At 60.1% G+C, this 20,205-nt stretch carries 22 protein-coding genes; 16 read left to right on the top strand and 6 right to left on the bottom strand.

From position 1 onward, the window contains the following. Window positions 1-457: 457 nt before the first annotated feature. The 5 genes from UN63_RS08410 to pspA are packed head-to-tail and all read right to left on the bottom strand — an operon-like array spanning window position 458 to window position 4,170. The gene (locus tag UN63_RS08410; RefSeq protein WP_104486330.1) at window positions 458-1,471 is read right to left on the bottom strand and encodes a YcjF family protein; all 1,014 of its coding nucleotides are present in this window, start codon (window positions 1,469-1,471) and stop codon (window positions 458-460) included. Continuing rightward, window positions 1,468-2,901 (bottom strand): YcjX family GTP-binding protein, encoded by a 1,434-nt coding sequence (locus UN63_RS08405; RefSeq protein WP_104486329.1) that lies wholly within the window; start codon window positions 2,899-2,901, stop codon window positions 1,468-1,470. Before UN63_RS08405 ends, UN63_RS08410 begins: the two co-directional genes overlap by 4 nt. Continuing rightward, complete coding sequence (gene pspC, locus UN63_RS08400; protein WP_104486328.1) at window positions 2,898-3,287, bottom strand: envelope stress response membrane protein PspC; 390 nt, start codon at window positions 3,285-3,287, stop codon at window positions 2,898-2,900. Before pspC ends, UN63_RS08405 begins: the two co-directional genes overlap by 4 nt. Beyond that, window positions 3,272-3,505 (bottom strand): envelope stress response membrane protein PspB, encoded by a 234-nt coding sequence (gene pspB, locus UN63_RS08395; protein WP_104486327.1) that lies wholly within the window; start codon window positions 3,503-3,505, stop codon window positions 3,272-3,274. The genes pspC and pspB overlap by 16 nt, the downstream gene beginning before the upstream one ends. After that, window positions 3,505-4,170, bottom strand: coding sequence for a phage shock protein PspA (gene pspA / locus UN63_RS08390; RefSeq protein ID WP_104486326.1), 666 nt, complete (start codon window positions 4,168-4,170; stop codon window positions 3,505-3,507). Before pspA ends, pspB begins: the two co-directional genes overlap by 1 nt. Window positions 4,171-4,376: 206 nt before the next feature. On the opposite strand from pspA, the gene pspF reads away from it, so the two are divergent. The 6 genes from pspF to UN63_RS08360 are packed head-to-tail and all read left to right on the top strand — an operon-like array spanning window position 4,377 to window position 10,628. Then, complete coding sequence (pspF, locus tag UN63_RS08385) at window positions 4,377-5,378, top strand: phage shock protein operon transcriptional activator (RefSeq protein ID WP_104486325.1); 1,002 nt, start codon at window positions 4,377-4,379, stop codon at window positions 5,376-5,378. Window positions 5,379-5,380: 2 nt separating this feature from the next. Next, entirely contained in the window at window positions 5,381-6,982 is a 1,602-nt protein-coding gene (locus tag UN63_RS08380; RefSeq protein ID WP_104486324.1) for an ABC transporter substrate-binding protein, read from the top strand. A gap of 2 nt (window positions 6,983-6,984) precedes the next feature. Continuing rightward, entirely contained in the window at window positions 6,985-7,947 is a 963-nt protein-coding gene (locus tag UN63_RS08375; protein ID WP_104486323.1) for an ABC transporter permease, read from the top strand. Beyond that, window positions 7,931-8,824, top strand: coding sequence for an ABC transporter permease subunit (locus UN63_RS08370; RefSeq protein WP_104486322.1), 894 nt, complete (start codon window positions 7,931-7,933; stop codon window positions 8,822-8,824). Before UN63_RS08375 ends, UN63_RS08370 begins: the two co-directional genes overlap by 17 nt. Then, window positions 8,824-9,825, top strand: a complete 1,002-nt coding sequence (locus UN63_RS08365; RefSeq protein ID WP_104486321.1) for a peptide ABC transporter ATP-binding protein — start codon at window positions 8,824-8,826, stop codon at window positions 9,823-9,825. Before UN63_RS08370 ends, UN63_RS08365 begins: the two co-directional genes overlap by 1 nt. Beyond that, a complete protein-coding gene (locus UN63_RS08360) occupies window positions 9,822-10,628 on the top strand; it encodes a peptide ABC transporter ATP-binding protein (RefSeq protein WP_104486320.1) in 807 nt (268 codons plus the stop codon). The genes UN63_RS08365 and UN63_RS08360 overlap by 4 nt, the downstream gene beginning before the upstream one ends. 233 nt (window positions 10,629-10,861) lie before the next feature. Here the strand turns inward: UN63_RS08360 and miaE are convergent, their stop codons facing one another. Next, entirely contained in the window at window positions 10,862-11,638 is a 777-nt protein-coding gene (gene miaE / locus UN63_RS08355; protein WP_104486319.1) for a tRNA isopentenyl-2-thiomethyl-A-37 hydroxylase MiaE, read from the bottom strand. A gap of 289 nt (window positions 11,639-11,927) precedes the next feature. On the opposite strand from miaE, the gene rbsD reads away from it, so the two are divergent. The 10 genes from rbsD (at window position 11,928) to UN63_RS08305 (ending at window position 20,173) form a co-directional block, all read left to right on the top strand. Then, window positions 11,928-12,347, top strand: coding sequence for a D-ribose pyranase (gene rbsD, locus UN63_RS08350; protein WP_104486318.1), 420 nt, complete (start codon window positions 11,928-11,930; stop codon window positions 12,345-12,347). 7 nt (window positions 12,348-12,354) lie between these two features. Further along, window positions 12,355-13,857, top strand: coding sequence for a ribose ABC transporter ATP-binding protein RbsA (rbsA, locus tag UN63_RS08345; RefSeq protein ID WP_104486317.1), 1,503 nt, complete (start codon window positions 12,355-12,357; stop codon window positions 13,855-13,857). Then, window positions 13,854-14,819: a ribose ABC transporter permease gene (gene rbsC / locus UN63_RS08340; RefSeq protein WP_104486316.1), complete on the top strand. Its 966-nt coding sequence runs from the start codon at window positions 13,854-13,856 to the stop codon at window positions 14,817-14,819. Before rbsA ends, rbsC begins: the two co-directional genes overlap by 4 nt. A gap of 33 nt (window positions 14,820-14,852) precedes the next feature. Then, entirely contained in the window at window positions 14,853-15,734 is an 882-nt protein-coding gene (gene rbsB / locus UN63_RS08335) for a ribose ABC transporter substrate-binding protein RbsB (RefSeq protein ID WP_104486315.1), read from the top strand. A gap of 81 nt (window positions 15,735-15,815) precedes the next feature. After that, window positions 15,816-16,727, top strand: a complete 912-nt coding sequence (gene rbsK, locus UN63_RS08330; RefSeq protein ID WP_104486314.1) for a ribokinase — start codon at window positions 15,816-15,818, stop codon at window positions 16,725-16,727. Next, window positions 16,727-17,728: a substrate-binding domain-containing protein gene (locus UN63_RS08325; RefSeq protein WP_104486313.1), complete on the top strand. Its 1,002-nt coding sequence runs from the start codon at window positions 16,727-16,729 to the stop codon at window positions 17,726-17,728. Before rbsK ends, UN63_RS08325 begins: the two co-directional genes overlap by 1 nt. Before the next feature lie 113 nt (window positions 17,729-17,841). Continuing rightward, window positions 17,842-18,717 (top strand): DMT family transporter, encoded by an 876-nt coding sequence (locus UN63_RS08320; protein ID WP_104486312.1) that lies wholly within the window; start codon window positions 17,842-17,844, stop codon window positions 18,715-18,717. 83 nt (window positions 18,718-18,800) lie between these two features. After that, a complete protein-coding gene (locus tag UN63_RS08315) occupies window positions 18,801-19,337 on the top strand; it encodes a septation protein A (RefSeq protein ID WP_104486311.1) in 537 nt (178 codons plus the stop codon). An 81-nt stretch (window positions 19,338-19,418) separates the two neighbouring features. Beyond that, a complete protein-coding gene (locus UN63_RS08310; RefSeq protein ID WP_104486310.1) occupies window positions 19,419-19,718 on the top strand; it encodes a YciI family protein in 300 nt (99 codons plus the stop codon). Window positions 19,719-19,882: 164 nt separating this feature from the next. After that, window positions 19,883-20,173 (top strand): ComEA family DNA-binding protein, encoded by a 291-nt coding sequence (locus tag UN63_RS08305; RefSeq protein WP_104486309.1) that lies wholly within the window; start codon window positions 19,883-19,885, stop codon window positions 20,171-20,173. Window positions 20,174-20,205 lie beyond the last annotated feature (32 nt).

The following is a 20,205-nucleotide window of genomic DNA, read 5'->3' as shown; positions in this document are numbered from 1 at the left end:
GAATAAGTACCGCGCTATACCAAACAGATTAAATAACCGATCTATTCGGCTATTCTGTAAAGGTCGGATAAATGGCCCGCTCCGCCGACTCGCTATGAATACCTCCATGTACGCTCTCTGTTTCGTCCCTGAAACAGAAGGTCGGCGAAACAGATCCCTTTATCCTCCCTGATGCCAAGGAGTTGCCTGTTTGCGTCGTCTACAGACAACTCGGTGCTCGAGAAGAGGCAACAGAGAACGACTACCACGACCGTGAAATGCCATGGACGGCATTTCCGAGCCCCCATGGGGCAGCTTGCTGCCGTGTATCTTTGTTGGGTAATGGACCGAATATCCAGTGAATATTCGCAGCCGTTACCCAGCAAAGATGGCTAGCCCAGTGGCGTGTCGTGGGAGGCGGCTGTGTTACCTCTGAGCCCAGATGTAAAAAACGATCAGACTTTTATTCAAATTGACATTATTGCCCGCGGTTCGTCATCAACCGGGCCACCTTGTCGACTAGGGCACGGCGAATGCCGCCCAGCTGTTTTTTCTCGTCGCCCTGCCAGGGCACGGGTCGGCACAGGCTCATGGTTTGCAGCCCCAGCCTGGCGGTCAGCAAACCGGCGCCCACCCCCTGACCGGCCCGTGCCGACAAGCGCCCGGCCAGCTCCAGCCCGAGCAAGTCCATACCGGCGTCGATGGCCGCTTCCGATACCCCGACATAGAGCATGTGGTGCAACACCTGGCGGATCAGCCGCAGTCGGCTCAGGCCGCCAAGGCGAATACCATAACAGGCGCTAATGTCTTCAATCATCTTCAGGTTACGCCACAGTACCAGCAGCATGTCTACCGCCGCCAGGGGGCTGGCCGCCACCATTACCGCCGCCTCGCCGGACCATTTCAGCACCCGGGCCCGGGCCTGCCGGTCCTGCACGCTCAGCACCTGCCGGCTATAGAGCGTAAGGACTTCGGCGTCCTGCTCCTGGTCGGTCAGGCCCTGCTGCCAGCTCCGAAAGGCATCGGTTTCTTCCAACCCGCTGCGCGCGGCCAGCTGCTCGCAGAACGCCCGGGCCTGACCGCAGCCCTGCTCCGTCAGCAACTGTTCGGCTCTTGCCTGCTGGCGCGATACCCGGTCCAGAGTACGCAGCAGCCTCAGCTCTCGCCATAAACGGCCCAGCGCCGCCAGCGCCAGCAGTATGATGGTCAGGCTCCAGGCCACGCCGAGCAGACGGTTGTCCTGCCAGGTCTGCCACAGGCCAAGGGCGGAGTGCACCAGCAACAATGTCAGCAGCAGACTGATGCCGCTCCACCACAGCCAGTGCCGACGACCGGGCCTCAGACTCTCGGTCAGTATCGGCTCCGGGATCTCGTCCAATGCGATAAAGTCGTCCTGCTCCAGTTGCCGGCCGGGGCGCAGAGGCGCGGACCCCGGTTGTTGCTGCGCTTGTTTCAGCGGTTGATCCAGGATCACCTTGCCTTTCAAACTCACGATAATTTGTCTCCCAACAGGAAAGCCAGTGCCTGATCCAGGCGCAAATGGGGCAGCGGCTGTTCCGGCTGCCACTCGGGCGGGGCGAATTCGGTAAAGTCGAAGCCCTGCTGCCGCCAGAAAGCCTCTTCGGGCAAGGACTCGGGGACTTCGCCCGGATACAGAGCCACCGCGTCCAGCTTGTCCAGCCGCCGCCCCTGCAGCGCCGGTATGGTTTCGCCCTGGTGACTGACCTGGCCGCTGCTGGTGGCGCGAATGGCCGCCAGTGCCAGGGTATGAATGTCGATACCGGACAACCGCGCATGACGATGGCCGCCCCGCACCAGGGTGCCGAGCAGGGTGGCCAGTCGGCCGTGCTGATCCGGCGTCAGATGATCGGCCTTGGTGGCGGCAAACAGCAGCTTGTCGATGCGCGGAGCAAACAGCCGCTGCCACCAGCCGCTTTTGCCGTATTCGAAACTCTGCAGTATGGCGTTCAGCGCCCGGCGGAGATCGGCAAAGCTGTCGGGGCCGCGATTGAGCGGCGTCAGGCAGTCCACCAGCACTATCTGGCGGTCGAAGCCGGCGAAGAAGTCCTTGTAAAAGCCCTGCACCAGATGCTTTTTGTAGTGTTCGAAGCGCGCTTCCATCATGCCGTAATGGTGGCTGTCATTCAGCCCGCCCGGCACCGGGTCCCACACCCAGGGCACAAACTGCAACATGGGGGCATCCCGGTACTCGCCGGGCAGAATGAAACGCCCCGGTTGCACCAAATAGGCGCCGCACTCGCGCTTGATGTCGTGCAGCCATTGGGTATAGGCCGCCGCCAGCGGCGCCAGTTTGCCATCCTCGGCAGGGCCGTCGGCGGCAAGTAAAGCCCCGGCCTGCAACCAGGGCGTGGCCAGCTCGGCCAGCGCCGGTGTCTGCAGCAGCTGGCGCTGTTGCTCGCTCCACTGGGCATAGCTCATGCCCAGCAGCGGCAGATCCAGCAGCCATTCTCCGGGGTAGTCGACAATTTCCAGATAGAGGGTGGCGGTGTCCTGCAGCTTGCGCTTGAGCCGGTTTTTGGGCCGGTAACGAATGGCGAGGGTGATTTCACTGATGCCTCGGGTCGGCTCGGGCCAGCATGGCGGCGTGGCCGACAGCTGACCCAGCGCCGCCTCGTAACCGAAGGCCGGCACATGATGATGTCGGCTCGGCACCCGCTGTATGCCGAGCAGTCGCCCCTCCGCCGCCGGCGGCCAGTGCGGCAGCCGGGCATCCAGCCCGGCGTGTTCCAGCTGGTTGACCAGGCTGGTGATAAAGGCGGTCTTGCCGCTACGGCTCAGCCCCGTCACCGCCAGCCGCAAGCGTTGGTCCAGACCCCGTTGCACCCAGGCTCCTGCCTTATTTCGCCATTGAGCGTTTCGCCATTGAGAATTGCGCCACTGATCCAGTGGCGTCCTGCTCATCGATCTTTACCCAAATCATTGAACTCCCGTCGCAAACGAAACTCTTGCGAGGTCAGCAATTGTTCCATTTTTGCCACCCGGCCATTCAGCTGCTGCAACCGGTTGTCCAGCCGGGTCAGCGCCTCTTGTGGCGACAGGCCCGACTGCCAGCCGGCGGTTTTGACATGAGACTGCTCCGCCTCTTCCACCAGGGGCCTGTCTTCCAGCAGCAGCCAGGCGGCAATATAAAGTACAAAGGTCAGAAAACTGGCAAACACCAGGCCGGTGAGCGCCAGCACCCGCACCAGCCAGGGCTCGACTTCGGCCTTGCGGGCAATGCCGGCACAAACGCCGCCGAGTTTGCCATTGCGCTTGTCGCGATACAGATTTATCAAGGTTGACGCCATCCGGGTACCTCCTGATCCAGCAGCCGCTCCAGGGTGGTAACCCTATCGGCCAGTTGCTCCGCCTGCGTCAGACTCTGTTCCAGGCGTTGACGGGCGGTCTCGCCCAGTCCCTCATCGAGCCGGCGCTTGCTGCGATAATGCAGCACCAGCCAGATGGGCACCACCAGAAACAGAAAGATATTCAAGGGGGCCACCAGGGCCCAGGCCAGCTCCGACATCACTGCTCCTCACTCTTGTTCATTTTGGCTTTCAGCTTGTCCAGCTCACGGTTGATGGCGTCGTCCACCTCCAGCTCGGCAAAGGACTGCTCCAGCCCCTTGCTCTTGCTGTACAAGTCCGCCCGGGCTTCCAGCTCGTCTATCTTGCGTTCCATGCGATCGAACTTGTCGACCGACGAGCCGGTTTCGCTGTGACGTACCCGCTCCTGCACCTTGATGCGACTCTGGGCGCTGCGCTCGCGCAACTGCATCGCCTGCTGGCGTGAACGGGCGTCGACCAGCTTGGCTTCCAGGGCGCTAATGGCCTCCGACAGCTTGTTGATGCCTTCTGCCACCGCCTCGTGTTCATGTTCCAGGGCCTTGAGCAGCTCGCTCTGCTTGCTCTTTTCCAGCAGGGCGGCCCGGGCCAGATCGTCGCGCTCACGGCTCAGGGCCAGCTCGGCCTTGCTCTGCCATTCACTCACCCGCTCCCGGTGGCGTTCAATCTGGCGCAACACATCTTTTTTCTCGGCCAGAAAGCGGGCCAGATTGGAGCGCTCGCGCACCAGCTCGTCTTCCATTTCCTGGATGATGAGACGTACCATCTTGGCCGGATCTTCGGCCTTGTCCAGCAGGGAGTTGAGGTTGGCGTTGATGATATCCGCCAGTCGGGAAAATATGCTCATGGTGTTGTCTCCTCGATACCGATGATAGAACAAGACTCGGGTCGTCTTGTATTCTTCCCCTATACATAACAAGTTATGTGCCAACCCGGCAGAAGCCACTAATCATTTGAAATATAGATAAAAACCATAAACAAGCATCACTCGGGCATTGGCCGAAGTCGGCGAATAACGCTATCATCTAGCAAATTTCGCCACTTTGGTGTGCCATGACAGACAATGATCTGATCGGTCAGTCCAATGCCCTGCTCTCGATACTGGAGCAGGTGTCGCTACTGGCGCCACTGAATAAACCGATACTGGTGGTGGGCGAGCGCGGCACCGGAAAGGAGCTGATCGCCCACCGGCTGCATTATCTGTCGCCCCGCTGGCAGCAGCCCTTTATTTCCCTCAACTGCGCCACCCTGGCCGAGACTCTGCTGGAAAGCGAGCTGTTCGGCCACGAAGCCGGTGCCTTTACCGGCGCCCAGAAGCGCCACCTGGGCCGCTTCGAGCGCGCCGACGGCGGCACCCTGTTTCTCGACGAGCTGGCCAGTACCAGCCCCCGGGTGCAGGAAAAGCTGCTGAGGGTTATCGAATACGGTGAATTCGAGCGGGTCGGCGGCAGTCAGCCGGTCCGGGTCGATGTGCGACTGGTCTGTGCCAGCAACCAGGATCTGCCGGTATTGGCTCAAAAGGGAGACTTCAGGGCCGATCTGCTTGATAGACTGGCCTTCGATGTGGTTACATTGCCGCCCCTGCGGGCCCGGGATGACGATATTTTGCGCCTAGCCGAGCATTTTGCCGTTTCGCTGTGCATGGAGCTGGGCTGGCCACTGTTTGCCGGTTTCAGCCCGGCAGTGCGCCGGCATCTGCTGGCGCACCCCTGGCCGGGTAATGTGCGGGAGCTCAAGAACGTGATTGAGCGCAGCCTCTATCATCATGGCCGGCCGGAGGTGGCGCTGAGCGAGCTGTATCTGGATCCCTTCGCCTCGCCCTGGCGACCAGCGTCGCCGACCCGGGGCAATGCCGATACCAGGCTGCCACTCGATCTCAAGGAACATCTGGCCCGAGAAGAAGTCCGGCTGCTCGGGCTCGCCCTGGAGCGGGCCCGTTATAATCAGCGGCAGGCGGCCGAGCGACTGGGCCTGAGTTATCATCAGTTACGTGGCTTGCTGCGTAAATACGCTTCTCTGCTGCCAACCGGCGAGCAGGAAGACCTCAAGGATTAAGCATGCGTTTATGGCTATGGAGCCTGCTGGCCACCCTGTTACTGGCAGGATGTGACGGCGGCAACCGACAACTGGCACAGGAAAGTCTGCTCTATTGTATAGAAGGGACGCCGCTCACCTTTAATCCACAACTGGTCACCTCCACCGAAACCCTGGACGCCACCGCCCATCAGCTCTACGACCGGCTGCTGGATATCACCCCAGACAGCCAGCAGCCGATACCGGCGCTTGCCACCGAATGGGAACGCAGCGACGATGGCCTGCGCTATCGTTTTACCCTGCGCCCCGGCGTGACCTTTCATGATACCGACTGGTTCAGCCCCAGCCGCCCATTGACCGCAGAAGATGTGGTCTTTACCTTCTCCCGTCTGATCGATAAGCAGCATCCTTATCATGCGGTAAGCGGGGGTCGTTACCCGTTTTTCGACAGCATCGGCTGGCAGGCGCTGGTCAGCGAGGTACATGCGCTAAACGAGCACGAGGTAGAGTTTGTGCTTACTCGCCCCAACACCTCTTTTCTGACCAATCTGGCCACCGATTACGCTGTGATACTGTCGGCGGAATACGGGGCGCAGTTGCTGGCGGCAGGTCAGCCACAGTTGCTGGATCAGCAACCGGTCGGTACCGGGCCTTTTCTGCTCAACCTATACCGCGCCGACGAGTTTATCCGCTATCATCGCCATCCCAGCTACTGGCGCGGCAGCGCCCGGCTGGCCCAGTTGGTGTTCGACATTACGCCCAAATCGTCCAAGCGACTGGCCAAGCTGCTGACCGGCGAATGCGACGTCATGGCCCATCCGGCCACCAGCCAGCTGTCGGTCATTAAACAGCACTCCGAGCTGGCCCTGAGCTATGCAACCGGCATGAACGTGGCGGTACTGGCGCTCAATACCCAGAAACCTCCCTTCGATGATATCCGGGTGCGCAAGGCGCTGAGTCTGGCGCTCAACAGAACGGATATTCTGCAGGCCGTGTATTTCGATATCGGCGCGCTGGCCGAGTCGCTGCTGCCGCCGGTGTCCTGGGGCCATGATCCCAACCTCTTGATGCCGCTGCCGGATCAAAGCCGGGCCCGCTGGCTGCTGGAGCAGGCCGGGCTGAGCGATGGCTTTGACATGACCCTGCTGGTGCCTTCCGGGGCCCGTACCTACAATCCGGACGGACTCAAGACCGGCCAGCTTATCCAGCGCCGGCTGGCGACGCTGGGCATCAGGGTGAAACTGCTCAGCCTGGAAGAGCAAATACTGCGCCGGGAGCTGCGGGAAGGAGATCAGGATGCGGTGCTGACCGGCTGGTCGGCCGATACCCCGGATCCGGATAACATGCTGCGTAACCTGCTCAGCTGCCAGGCCATTGCCGCCGGCACCAACGCCAGCCGCTGGTGCCACCCGCTGTTTGAACAACAGCTGGATCTGGCGCTGACCGAACCACAGATGACCCGCCGTATCGGCTATTATCAGCAGGCACAGCAGCTGGCCTATCAGGACATGGCGGTGATACCGCTGGTCCACAGCCAGCGGCTGCAGGCCTATCGTAAACAGGTCAAGGGGTTGCGACTGTTGCCCTATGGCGGTGTCGCCTTTCATCAGGCCTACAAGGAGTAACCATGCTGCGTTATCTGTTGCGGCGCCTCGGCCTGCTGCTGACCACACTGTTGGTGCTGACCCTGGTCGCCTATGTGCTGGAGTTTAAACTCCTGGAGGATGACCAGAACGACCTCATGACAGGCTACCTCGCCTTTCTGCAGCAGCTGCTGGCCGGCGACTTCGGTATTTCCAGCGCTACTGGTCTGCCGGTACTGGAGGCGATAAGCCAGTATTTTCCCGCCACCCTGGAGCTGTGCCTGGCCGCCTTTACCATTTCGTTACTGGTAGGGGTACCCTCAGGTACCCTGGCCGCCCTGCGCCAGGGCCGCTGGCAGGACACCCTGATCCTCACCGGTACCCTGATCGGCTATTCGGTCCCGGTATTCTGGCTGGGTCTGTTGCTGGTGATGTTTTTCTCGCTCCATCTGGGCTGGCTGCCGGTATCGGGTCAGCTCAGCCTCTTGTACGAAATAGAGCAGGTGACCGGCATCATGACCATAGATACGCTGCTGGCCGACAGCCAGTATCGCTGGCCCGCCTTTCTCGACGCGCTCCGCCACCTGATACTGCCGGCACTGGTACTGGCCATAGTGCCAACCACAGAGGTGATCCGACAGATCCGCAGCGCCCTGCTGGAAGTGCTCAGGCAAAACTATATCCGCGCCGCCCTGACCAAGGGGCTGAGCGAAACCCATGTGATACTACGCCATGGTCTGCGCAACGCCTTTCCCATGGCCATTCCCACCCTGGGATTGCAATTCGGTACCGTGCTGACTTCGGCCATCATGACCGAAATCGTGTTCGACTGGCCCGGTCTGGGCCGCTGGCTGGTGGGCAGTATCGCGCTGCAGGATTATGCCGCCATCAAGGGCGGTACCCTGGCCATTGCCACCTTCACCATAGTGGCCAGCTCCGCCGTGGAGGTGCTATCCACTCTGATTTACCCCGCCAGAAGGAGGGCCATTTATGTCCGGCAGAGCTAATATCTACCCGGAATTGCATGTGCGTTCGCCGCGCGAGCAGGCCTGGGAGCTGTTTCGCAAGAATACCCTGGGCATGATTGGTCTGTGGGGGCTGGGGTTGCTGTCGTTGCTGACCTTGTTCGCCCCCTGGCTGGCGCCTTATGCCCCTTACGAGCAGTTCAGCCAGGCGCTGCTGATGCCGCCATCCTGGGCCGACGAAGGCAATATCGACTTTTTTCTCGGCACCGACGATTTGGGCCGCGACATGCTGTCCCGACTGGTGTTTGGTGCTCGCCTCACCTTCGGCAACGCCGTACTGGTGGTACTGGTGGCGCTGCTGGCAGGCGGTTGCATCGGTATTGTCGGGGGCATGAGCAAGGGCTTCAAGGCCAGCATTCTCAACCACTTTCTCGATACGCTGCTGTCGATCCCCTCGCTGCTGCTGGCCATCATTTTCGTCGCCATTCTGGGCCCCGGGTTGTTCAATACCCTGATCGCCATTACCCTGGCACTGACCCCGCAGTTTGCGCGCGCCATCTATAATGCCGTCTCTGACGAAATGCAGAAGGAATACATTACCGCCCTGCGCCTCGATGGGGGTACCCGCTGGCGTATACTCCGATTTGGCATCTTGCCTAACCTGAGCGACACCATCGTCAGTCAGACCACCCGCGGGCTGTCTTCCGCCATTCTGGACATTACCGCCGTCGGCTTTCTCGGTCTGGGCGCCCAGCCGCCCCGCCCCGAATGGGGCGCCATGTTGTCGGACGCCATGGATCTGGTCTACCTGGCGCCCTGGACCGTGACCCTGCCGGGGCTGGCCATACTGCTCTCGGTACTGGTGGTCAACATGGTTGGCGAAGGCCTGCGCCAGGCAATTAACGAGGTAATGGACTGATGCCGCTGCTGGATATTCGTAATCTCACTATAGAGATAGAAACGCCCCAGGGGCTGGTCAAGGCGGTGGATAAATTCAGCCTGACCCTGGCCGACGGTGAAATTCGCGGCCTGGTGGGTGAGTCTGGCTCCGGCAAGAGTCTGGTGGCCGAAACCATCGTCGGCATCGCCAAGGACACCTGGCGGGTCACCGCCGATCGCATGTATCTCGACAACATCGACCTGCTCAGCCTGTCTCACAAGGAACGGCGGCGCATCATGGGTCGGGATATCGCCATGGTGTTTCAGGAACCTTCCAGCTGCCTGGATCCGTCCGAGCGCATCGGCGCCCAGCTGGAAGAAGCCATTCCCGAACGCAGTTTTCAGGGCAAGTGGTGGCAGAGCTGGCACTGGCGCCGCAAGCAGGCGACCGCGTTACTGCACAGAGTGGGAATTCGTGAGCCAAAAGCCGTGATGAATGCCTACCCTTACCAGCTGTCCGAGGGGGTCTGCCAGAAGGTGATGATCGCCATGGCCGTCGCCAACCAACCCAAGCTGCTGGTGGCGGACGAACCCACCAACGCCATGGAAGCCTCCAATCAGGCTCAGATACTGCGGCTGCTGGAGCGGGTCAACAAACTATCGGGCACCACCATCTTGCTGATCAGCAACGATCTGACCACCTTTGCCCGGCTAACCGACAACATCACAGTGATGTATTGCGGCCAGGCGGTCGAGTCCGGCACCCGAGAGCAGATCCTGACCCGGCCTCGCCATCCCTATACCGCCGCCCTGCTGCAGATGATGCCGGATCTGGATGGCAGTTTGCCCCACAAGTCCCGGCTCAACATACTGCCGGGGGTCATACCGCCATTGCAAAACCTGCCCATCGGCTGCCGGCTGGGCCCTCGCTGCCCCAAGGCCCAGAAGCAATGCGTAATAACGCCCCCCCTGGCCAAGATCAAGGGGCAGACCTATTACTGCCATTTTCCGCTCAACATGCCAGAAGGTAAGCCCAAATGAGCCAGGTGCCACTGCTCAAGGTCGATAATCTCAGCAAGGTATTCGTGACCCACAGCGGGCTGTTTCGCAAGGTCACCAAAACCGCCTTCCACCCGCTGTCCTTTACCCTGGAACGGGGCCAGACCCTGGCGGTGATGGGCGATTCCGGCTCGGGAAAAAGCTCCCTGGCCCGGGTGCTGGCCGGGGTTATGCCTCCCTCTCAGGGCAGCATTTACATCGACGGTGACAAAATAGAGCCGGGCGATGACAAGAAACGCTGTCAGCTGCTGCGCATGATATTTCAGGATCCCAACACCTCGCTCAACCCCCGCAACCGCATCGGCCAGATCCTGGAAACCCCGCTCATCCTCAACACGAATCTGGATGCCGAACAACGTGAAACCCTGGTACTGGATACCCTGCGCATGGTGGGCCTGCTGCCGGATCACTACCACTTTTACCCTCAGATGATTTCCACCGGTCAGAAACAGCGGGTAGCGCTGGCCCGGGCGCTGATCCTCTCCCCCAAGATCATCGTGGCCGATGAAGCCATCTCCAATCTGGATATTTCGGTGCGCTCACAGATCATCAACCTGCTGCTCAGCCTGCAGAGTCGCCTGGGCTTGTCTTATGTGCTGGTGGCCAACGACCTGGGCGTGGTACGCCATATCAGCGATCAGGTGATACTGATGCACGAGGGTCATGTAGTGGAAGCCGGCCCCACCCACAAGGTGCTGGCCAACCCCCAGAGCGAGCAGGGTTTGCGCCTGCTGCAGAGTTACAACAACGAATACCGCTGGCATCACAGCGACTCGAAGCGCTAAGCGTTACGCTTCGGCCAAAAGGCCCGCTCTACCGACTCGCCGTGAATCCTTCCATGGAGGCTCTCTGTTTCATCCCTGAAACAGAAGGTCGGTAGAGCAGATCCCTTTGTCCTCCTTAATGCTCCGGCGTCGCCTGTTAGCCCCCTGCAGACAACTCGGTGTATCAAAGGAGGCGGCTGTGTTGCCTCTGGCGCTCCGCCCCAACACCTGATCAGATACTGAATGAGTTGGTATTAGCCAGCCACAGGTACGCCGCTGTGAAAACGCAGCTCTTCGTCGGGTGCCTGTATCAGCTCCGCTTCCCGGGCGCCGAAAAATGCCACCCGTTCATCGATATTCTTGCCGCTATAGTCGGCGGCTAGCGTCAGGTAGTCCTGATAATGACGGGCCTCGGATCGCAACAGCGACACATAGAAGCGGCTCAGCTCTTCATCCAGATACGGCGCCAGCCGGGCGAAGCGCTCGCAGGAACGGGCCTCGATATAGGCGCCGATGATCAGCCGGTCGACGATGGCCGCCGGCTCATGGGTGCGCACATGCTGCAGCAGGCCCCTGGCATAGCCGGATGCCGACAGGGTGCTGTATTCGATGCCTCTGGCAGCCATGATCTCCAGCACCTGCTCGAAATGGTGCAGCTCTTCCTGGATCAGACGCACCATTTTCAGCAGTAGATCGTTCTTGGCCAGCTCGTCGAATACCCGCCGATTTTCATCCAGCAAGGTCTGCTTGCCCAACACCTCGCCTTTTTCCGGCAGGGCGTCGAGCGTCTTGTAAAAATCGAGATTGGGCAATAGCTTGCGCTTTTCTTTCGGCAGGCAATAGCGGCGCACCAGGCTGTGGGCGCTCATCGCCGCCTTCATTTCGCAGTTGGCATGATCCACCAACAGCGCAGCCAGATGTTCCGGCTTCTGCGCCTCGGCTATCCATTCATCGGGGGTTTCACAATGCAGAAAGGCATGAATGGGCGCCAGCAACTGGCTAAACTCTGAATTCAGTGAATGAGGGTGCAAAATAATTACCTGTACCAGGCCGGATGGCGAGATTCAACGTGATGGATGAGACTATTTTATCAATTCGGGCCGTCAACAACAGTCCGAATCACGGCGCCGCCAACTACCCCGTCCAACTACCTCGTCTGGCGACTCCACTTCTGTGACCCACCTCACATTTATTCTTCTTCGCTCACACGAAAAGCGGATTTATTGTCTACAATCGCCCATCGAATCGATTGCGTAACCGTTTCGCTCACCATTTCTGGTTAACTTTCGGAGTCATAAAACTCCAGAACAAGGCGATACCGTGAAGAAAACCACCTTGCTTAACAGTCATTTATCCGCGCTGGTCGCCCGCGTCGGTCATACTGACGAAATAGTGCTGGCCGATGCGGGCCTGCCCATTCCCCCCGGTCCCGAGCGTATCGATCTGGCGGTCAGTCCGGGGTTACCCGGGCTGCAGCCGATACTGACGGCGATGCTGAGTGAATTGCAGCTGGAGTCAGTGGTACTGGCGGAAGAAATTAAAACCGTCAGCCCCGATCTGCACCGGCAGCTGCTGGCGCAACTGGCCGAGGCCGCCGACGCCCAGGGCCGGGAGATTGCGGTAAGCTACATCAGCCACGCGGCGTTCAAGCAGCAAAATACCGGGGCACGCGCCGTGGTTCGCACCGGTGAATGCACCCCTTACGCCAATATCATACTGCGCTGCGGCGTTCCTTTCTGAGGTGAGCATGGAACCCATACTGTCTCTATCCGGCATCGAGAAGGCCTTTCCCGGCGTCAAGGCGCTGGATCAAGCCGGGCTCAACGTGTATCCGGGCCAGGTCATGGCGCTGATGGGCGAGAATGGTGCCGGCAAATCCACCATGATGAAGGTGCTGACCGGCATCTATCAACCGGACGCCGGCGAGATCCATTACCGTGGTCAGCCCTGCCGCTTCAAGGGCCCCCGCGACTCGCAACAGGCAGGTATCGGCATCATTCATCAGGAACTGAACCTGCTGAACGAGCTGACCATTGCCGAGAACATCTTTCTCGGTCGCGAGCCGGTGAATGCCTTCGGCAAAATCAACTGGACCCAGCTCTACGCCAACGCCCAGATCTTGCTGGATCGGTTGCAAATCCGCCAGTCACCCAGAACCCGGGTCGGTGATTTGAGCATCGGCGCCCAGCAGATGGTGGAAATCGCCAAGGCGCTGTCGTTCAAGGCCGACGTCATCATCATGGACGAGCCCACCGATGCCCTGACCGATACCGAAACCCGGGCCCTGTTCCGAGTGATCGAAGAGCTGCGTGCCGATGGCTGCGGCATCGTCTATATCTCTCATCGACTGAAGGAAATCTTCGAGATCTGCGACCGGGTCACCATATTGCGTGATGGCAAGTGGATCGGCGAAGAGGCGGTGAGCGATATCGACGAAGACCACCTGATCGAAATGATGGTCGGCCGCAAGCTGGACGAGCAATACCCGCGTATTCATGTCCCCCAGGGGCCGGAAGTACTGAAGGTGGAAGGCCTGAGCGGCGCCGGGGTAAACGGCGTCAGTTTCAGCCTGCATGAGGGCGAAATCCTGGGCTTTTCCGGCCTGATGGGCGCCGGTCGTACCGAACTGGTCAAGACCCTGTACGGCGCCCTGCCCCGCACCGAAGGCCAGGTCTGGCTGGCGGGCAAACCCTATGCGGCCAACAGCCCGCAACAGGGCCTGGCCGCCGGTATCGCCTATATTTCGGAAGACCGCAAGGGCGATGGTCTGGTGCTGGACCTGTCGGTCAAAGTCAACATGAGCCTGTCGGCGCTGGCCGACCTGAGCCGGGGCCCCCAGCTCGACCACCAGGCCGAACGCGGCGCCGTTGACGAGTTTATTTCGCTGTTCAAGATCCGCACTCCGGGCCGGGAACAGCTGATCGGCAATCTGTCGGGTGGTAACCAGCAGAAGGTGGCCATCGCCAAAGGACTGATGACCCGCCCGCGGGTATTGATCCTCGACGAACCCACCCGCGGCGTCGACGTGGGTGCCAAGAAAGAAATTTATCAACTGATCAACCGTTTCAAGCAGGAAGGCATGGCCATTATTCTGGTGTCGTCCGATATGCCGGAAGTGCTGGGGATCAGTGACCGTATCATGGTGATGCACGAAGGTTGCATTGCCGGTGAATTCAACGCCACCGCCGCGACCCAGGAGCAACTACTGGCCGCCGCCGTTGGTCAGACTCAACAAGAGGAAGATGCATGAACTCCCCCGCCCTTAACAGCCGCCGCTGGTTCAGCAAAGAATGGTTGATTGCCCAGAAATCGCTGATTGCCCTGCTGGTGCTGATCGCGGTGGTCTCTGCGCTGAGCCCCAATTTCTTCACCGTCGACAACCTCCTCAACATACTGCGTCAGACCTCGGTCAACGCCATCATTGCCGTGGGCATGACTCTGGTGATCCTCACCGCCGGTATCGACCTCAGCGTGGGCTCGGTACTGGCCCTGTGTGGCGCCTTTGCCGCCAGCATGGTGTCGATGGAACTGTCTATTTTCATCACGTTGCCGGCGGTATTGCTGGCCGGTTTTGCCCTGGGCGGCGTTAGCGGCATCATCGTCGCCAAGGGTCGGGTACAGGCCTTTATCGCCACCCTGGTCACCATGACATTGCTGCGCGGCGTAACCATGGTCTATACCGATGGTCGCCCCATTTCCACAGGCTTTACCGATGCGGGTGATATCTTCGCCTGGTTCGGCACCGGCTACGTGTTCGGCATTCCGGTACCGGTATGGCTGATGGCCATGACCTTCCTCGGTGCCTGGTATCTGCTTAACCACACCCGCTTTGGCCGCTATATCTATGCGGTGGGCGGCAACGAAGCGGCGGCGCGTCTGTCGGGTATCAACGTTGCCCGGGTCAAGATGGGCGTTTATGCCATCTGTGGCATGCTGTCGGCACTGGCAGCCATCATCGTCACCAGCCGCTTGTCATCGGCCCAACCTACCGCAGGAACCACCTACGAGTTGGATGCCATCGCCGCCGTAGTACTGGGCGGCACCAGCCTGGCCGGCGGCAAGGGCGCCATCATGGGCACCCTGATCGGGGCGCTTATCATCGGTTTTTTGAACAATGCCCTCAACCTGCTGGATGTGTCCTCCTACTATCAGATGATCGCCAAGGCCTCGGTGATCCTGCTGGCGGTACTGGTCGACAACAAACACAAGTGATCCCAAACCACGATACAAAAAGGAAGCTGAATCATGAAAAAACTGACGACCCTGCTCTCCGCTGCCCTGGTAAGCGCCACCATGACCTCCGGTGCCTATGCCAAAGATACCCTGGCACTGGTGATCTCGACCCTCAACAACCCCTTCTTCGTGACCATGAAAGAAGGGGCGGAACAAAAAGCACAAGAGCTTGGCTATGACCTGATCGTGCTGGACTCCCAGAACGATCCGGCCAAAGAGCTGGCCAACGTGGAAGACCTGAGCGTACGCGGGACCAAGGTGCTGCTGATCAACCCTACCGACTCCGATGCGGTGACCAATGCCATTCGCCTGGCCAACCGGGCCGGCTTGCCGGTACTGACCCTGGACAGAGCCGCCAACCGGGGTGAAGTGGTGTCTCATATCGCCTCCGACAACGTGGCCGGTGGCCTGATGGCCGGTGACTATATCGCCGAACAGGTCGGTGCCGACGCCCGGGTGATTCAGCTGGAAGGCATTGCCGGCACCAGCGCCGCCCGCGAGCGCGGTAAAGGTTTCGCTCAGGCCGTAGATAAGCACGGCTTCGAGCTGATGGCCAGCCAGCCTGCCGACTTTGACCGCACCAAGGGCCTGAACGTGATGGAAAACCTGCTGACCGGTAATCCGACGGTGCAGGCGGTCTTTGCCCAGAACGACGAAATGGCGCTGGGTGCCATGCGTGCGCTGCAGGCGGCCAACAAGAAAGACGTGCTGATCGTCGGCTTTGACGGCACCGAAGACGGCATCAAGGCGGTACAGGGCGGTCGCCTGGCTGCCACCATCGCCCAGCAGCCGAATGCCATCGGCGCCATCGCCGTGGAAACTGCCGACAAGATCCTGAAGGGTGAAACCGTGGCCAGCCATATTCCGGTCCCGCTGCAGGTGATCAGCGAGTAAGGCTCAGGGTAAAAAATAACAGGCGGGGGCTCTGTACTGCTAACGCAGCCGGCCCCCGATTTAATGAATAAGGCAAACACCATGACATTAACCGTAGTAGGCAGCATCAATATCGATCATGTGATCCGGTTGCCGCAGTTTCCGCGCCCAGGTGAAACCCTGACCGGCAGCGATTATCGCATCGTTCCCGGCGGCAAGGGCGCCAATCAGGCGGTGGCCGCCGCCCGTGCCGGGGCCGCAACCCGCTTTATCGCCTGCGTGGGTGATGATGCCCTGGCCCAGAGCCTGGTCGACGGCTTTGCCGCCGACGGTATCGATACCGGCGCCATCGACCGCATTACCGGTATCAACACCGGCGTGGCCTTGATCCAGGTGAATGGCGAAGGCGAGAACACCATTTCGCTCGCCGCCGGTGCCAATGGCCGACTGACACCCGAACAGCTGAATCGGCACAGTGAGGGTCTGAACTGCGAGCAACTGCTGCTGCAGCTGGAAATTCCGCTCGACACCAATATCGCCGCCGCCAGCCAGGCCAAGGCTCAGGGTGCCCGTGTAGTGCTCAACCCGGCCCCGGCTCAGGCGCTGCCCGATGCGCTGCTGTCACTGGTAGATATGATCACCCCCAACGAGACCGAGGCCGAACGACTGACCGGCGTGGCGGTCAACGACGATGCGGGCGCGGCGGCGGCGGCCCAGGCACTGCACGACAAGGGCATAGCCACCGTCATCATCACCCTGGGTGCCCGGGGCGTCTGGCTGAGCGAACAAGGCGAGGGACGCGTGATCCCCGGCTTCAAGGTCAAGGCGGTCGACACCACGGCGGCGGGCGATACCTTCAACGGCGCCCTGCTGGCAGCATTGCAACAACAGCAACCACTGGAGCAGGCGGTACGCTTCGCCCAGGCGGCAGCGGCCCTGTCCGTGACCAAGCCCGGGGCCCAGACCTCGGTTCCTTACCAGGCCGAGATCGTCGCCCTGCTGGAGTCCCGTTGATGGCGACCATCAAGGATGTGGCGCGGCGGGCACAGGTTTCGACCTCCACCGTCAGCCATGTGCTGAACAAGACCCGCTTCGTCAGCCCCGAGATCACCTTGCGGGTCGAACAGGCCATCGACGAGCTCCACTACGCGCCCTCGGCGCTGGCGCGCAGCCTCAAGAGCAATGAAACCCGGACCCTGGGCATGCTGGTCACCGCCAGCGCCAACCCTTTTTTCGCCGAAGTGGTGCAGGGCGTAGAGCAGCGCTGCTTCGAGCTAGGCTACAGCCTGGCACTGTGCAATACCCGGGGTGATAAAGCACGGCTTAACGCCAGCATGGAAATGCTGCTGCAAAAGCGGGTGGACGGTATTATTCTGATGTGCACCCAGGTGCGTCTGGCCGCCGGGCTCTTCGACCGTTATCCCAGCGTGCCCCTGGTACTGGCCGACTGGGGTCCCATGGACATGGAAGCGGATCTGATCCAGGACTGTGGCCAGCAAGGCGGGCGCCTGGCAACTGAACACCTGATAGGTCTCGGTCATCGTCATATCGGTTGTATCACGGGTCCGCTGGGCAAGCGGGCAGCAGACGAGCGACTGGCAGGCTTCAGGACGGCGATGGCCAGTGCCGGCCTGACAATACGCCCGGAGTGGGTGGCCGAGGGTGACTTCGAGCTGGCCGGCGGCAACAGCGCCATGACGGCCCTGCTCGCCCTGCCCGAACGACCCACGGCGATGTTTGTCAGTAACGACATGATGGCCATGGGCGCGCTGCGGGCCCTGGCCGATGCGGGTATCTCGGTGCCACAGCAAATGTCATTGGTGGGTTACGACAATATCGAGCTGGCTCATTACCTTGTGCCGGCGCTGACCAGCATAGAACAGCCCAAGGCCGGACTGGGCGCCCTGGCGGTGGACACTCTGCTGGCCCGTATCAAGGCGCCAGACAGCCCTCGCCGGGTGCTGACCCTGACGCCCGAGCTGGTGGTAAGAGACAGCAGCCAGACTTCCGCCTGAATAGCGACGCGGCATAATATGTGATCCCGCAGCGAATGGTTCACCCTGCACGGCTGGCAATCCCGGCTCACTCTGGTTAGCATCGGGCTTTACTCACCGTCAATGCAAGTGCCATGGATAACCATCAGAAAGGATTTCTGCTTACCGCTATTGGGGTCCTCATTATTTCCCCCGACGCGCTCTTGCTGCGCGTGATCAGCCTGCCCGCCGAGCAGGTCGTGTTGTGGCGGGGCCTGCTCAATGTGCTGGGGTTCTGGTTGATAGTGGTGGCCCGCTATCGGGGCCAGTGGTGGCGTAGCTATCTGGTCTGTGGTCGAGCCGGTCTCGGCTGCGCCCTGCTGTTCAGCTTCAGCACCATCGGTTTTATTCTGGGCAATCATTTTACCAAAGCCGGCAACGTTCTGGTCATTCTCGCCTCGGCTCCCTTGATTGCCGCCCTTCTCAGCCGCCTCTTTCTGCAAGAGCGTCTGCCAATGCGCACCTGGTTGGTCATCGGCGTTTGTCTGTTTGGCATCAGCCTGATCGTACTAGATGACGCAGGTGCAGGCTCTTGGCTGGGTAGCGCCTTCGCCCTGATGGCCGCGGTAGGACTGGCTGGTAACCTGACTCTGGCACGCAGCCGGCCCGAAATAGACATGAGCCCCATGCTGGCCCTCAGCGGCCTGATAACAGCCGGCCTGGCAGGGTTCTGGAGTGGCGAGGTATTGCTGCCGGATGCGGTAAACATGAGCTGGCTGGTTCTGCTGTGCCTGATTTTAATGCCCGTGGGCTTTACCCTGATCCAGCAGGGGCCTCAGTACCTGCCCTCGGCAGAAGTCAGCCTGCTGCTGTTACTTGAAACGCTCTTCGGCACCCTGCTGGTCTGGCTGTTTTTAAGCGAACGCCCTACCAATATGGGGCTACTGGGCGGCGCCATCGTATTAATGGCCATGCTGGCAAAGAGCGGGCTGGAAAGATACCAGCCGCTCATAGTACGACGTGAAGGGTAAATCAGGGATAGCAGCAATGTTTTGCCAGCCGCCGGTGCTATGGGTAAACTGCTTTCATCTTTGTTGTACGGGTTCATTCTTCTATGAAGCAGTTTGCCGAATTTATTCCCCTGATCATTTTTTTCGCGGTGTACAAGACCGTCGATATCTACGCGGCCACCGGCGCGCTGATGGCCGCGACCTGCATCCAGATGCTGGTGGTCTGGCTGAAGCACAAGAAGCTGGAAAAAATGCACCTGGTCACCCTGGTGCTGGTGCTGTTCTTTGGTGGCCTCACCATGTTTTTTCAGGATGATGCCTTCATCAAATGGAAGGTCACCGCGGTGAATGGTCTCTTTGCCATCGGACTGCTGGTAAGCCGTTACGGCTTCCGTAAAAACCTCATCAAGCAGATGCTCGGCAAGGAAATGACAGTACCCGACACCATCTGGGACAGGGCCAATCTGGCCTGGGTCGGCTTTTTCAGTTTCTGCGGCGCTCTCAATGTGTATGTAGCTTTCAACCTGCCTCAGGAAGTCTGGGTCAACTTCAAGGTCTTTGGTCTACTGGGGCTGACCCTGTTGTTTACCTTCGCCACCGCCATTTACCTTTATCGTCAGCAGCAGGCGCTGGAAAAGTAACCCGCCATCATCGGTACCAACAGGGGAGGCTACGCAAGTGGCCTCCCCGTTTACACTCCATCATGTAACAAGGAATACACCATGTGGTATGTCATTTTCGCTGAAGACAACGCCAACAGCCTTCCGCTGCGTAAAGAAGCCCGCCCGGCCCATCTGGCCCGGTTGCAGGCGCTGACCGATGAGGGCCGCCTCCTGGTCGCCGGCCCCAACCCGGCCATCGATGCCGAAGATCCCGCCGAGGCCGGCTTTACCGGCAGTACCGTGATTGCCGAGTTCGACTCTCTTGCTTCGGCCCAGGCCTGGGCCGACGCCGATCCTTACGTGGCGGCCGGCGTCTATGCCTCCGTGGTGGTCAAGCCCTTCAGAAAAGTACTGCCCTGATACAAACCGGCTTCGGCCGGTTTTTCGATGCAAGTCCCGTTCTTCTTTAATTTTTTCGACAATATTTTTCGACTTTATTGGCAAAAAACGCCCTTATGGACAAGGCTTGATAGGGTCCGAAATGGACTAAACGCCAAACGAATCTAATACAAGGAGAGACGGGAATGAAAAAAATACTGTTATCCACCTTGCTGACCGGGTTACTGGCCGTCACGGCACCGAGCATGGCTAACGAGCCGACGGCGGCTCAGGATGCCGTGGTCACCAGCATCGATATCAATAACGCCACCCAGGATCAACTGGCCATGCTGACCGGCATAGGTCCGGCCAAGGCGGCGGCTATCGTGGAATATAGGGAAGCCAATGGGCCCTTCAAGGCGGTCGACGACCTCACCATGGTCAGTGGTATAGGCCCGGCCACCGTAGACAAAAACCGACACCTGCTCAGCAACTAAGCGCTGGCCCTCCCGGGCATGGTCGGGAGGGC

The sequence above is a fragment of the Oceanisphaera arctica genome (assembly GCF_002936955.1).
Taxonomy (GTDB): Bacteria; Pseudomonadota; Gammaproteobacteria; order Enterobacterales; family Aeromonadaceae; genus Oceanimonas; species Oceanimonas arctica.
This window is presented reverse-complemented; position numbering and strand designations above follow the sequence as displayed.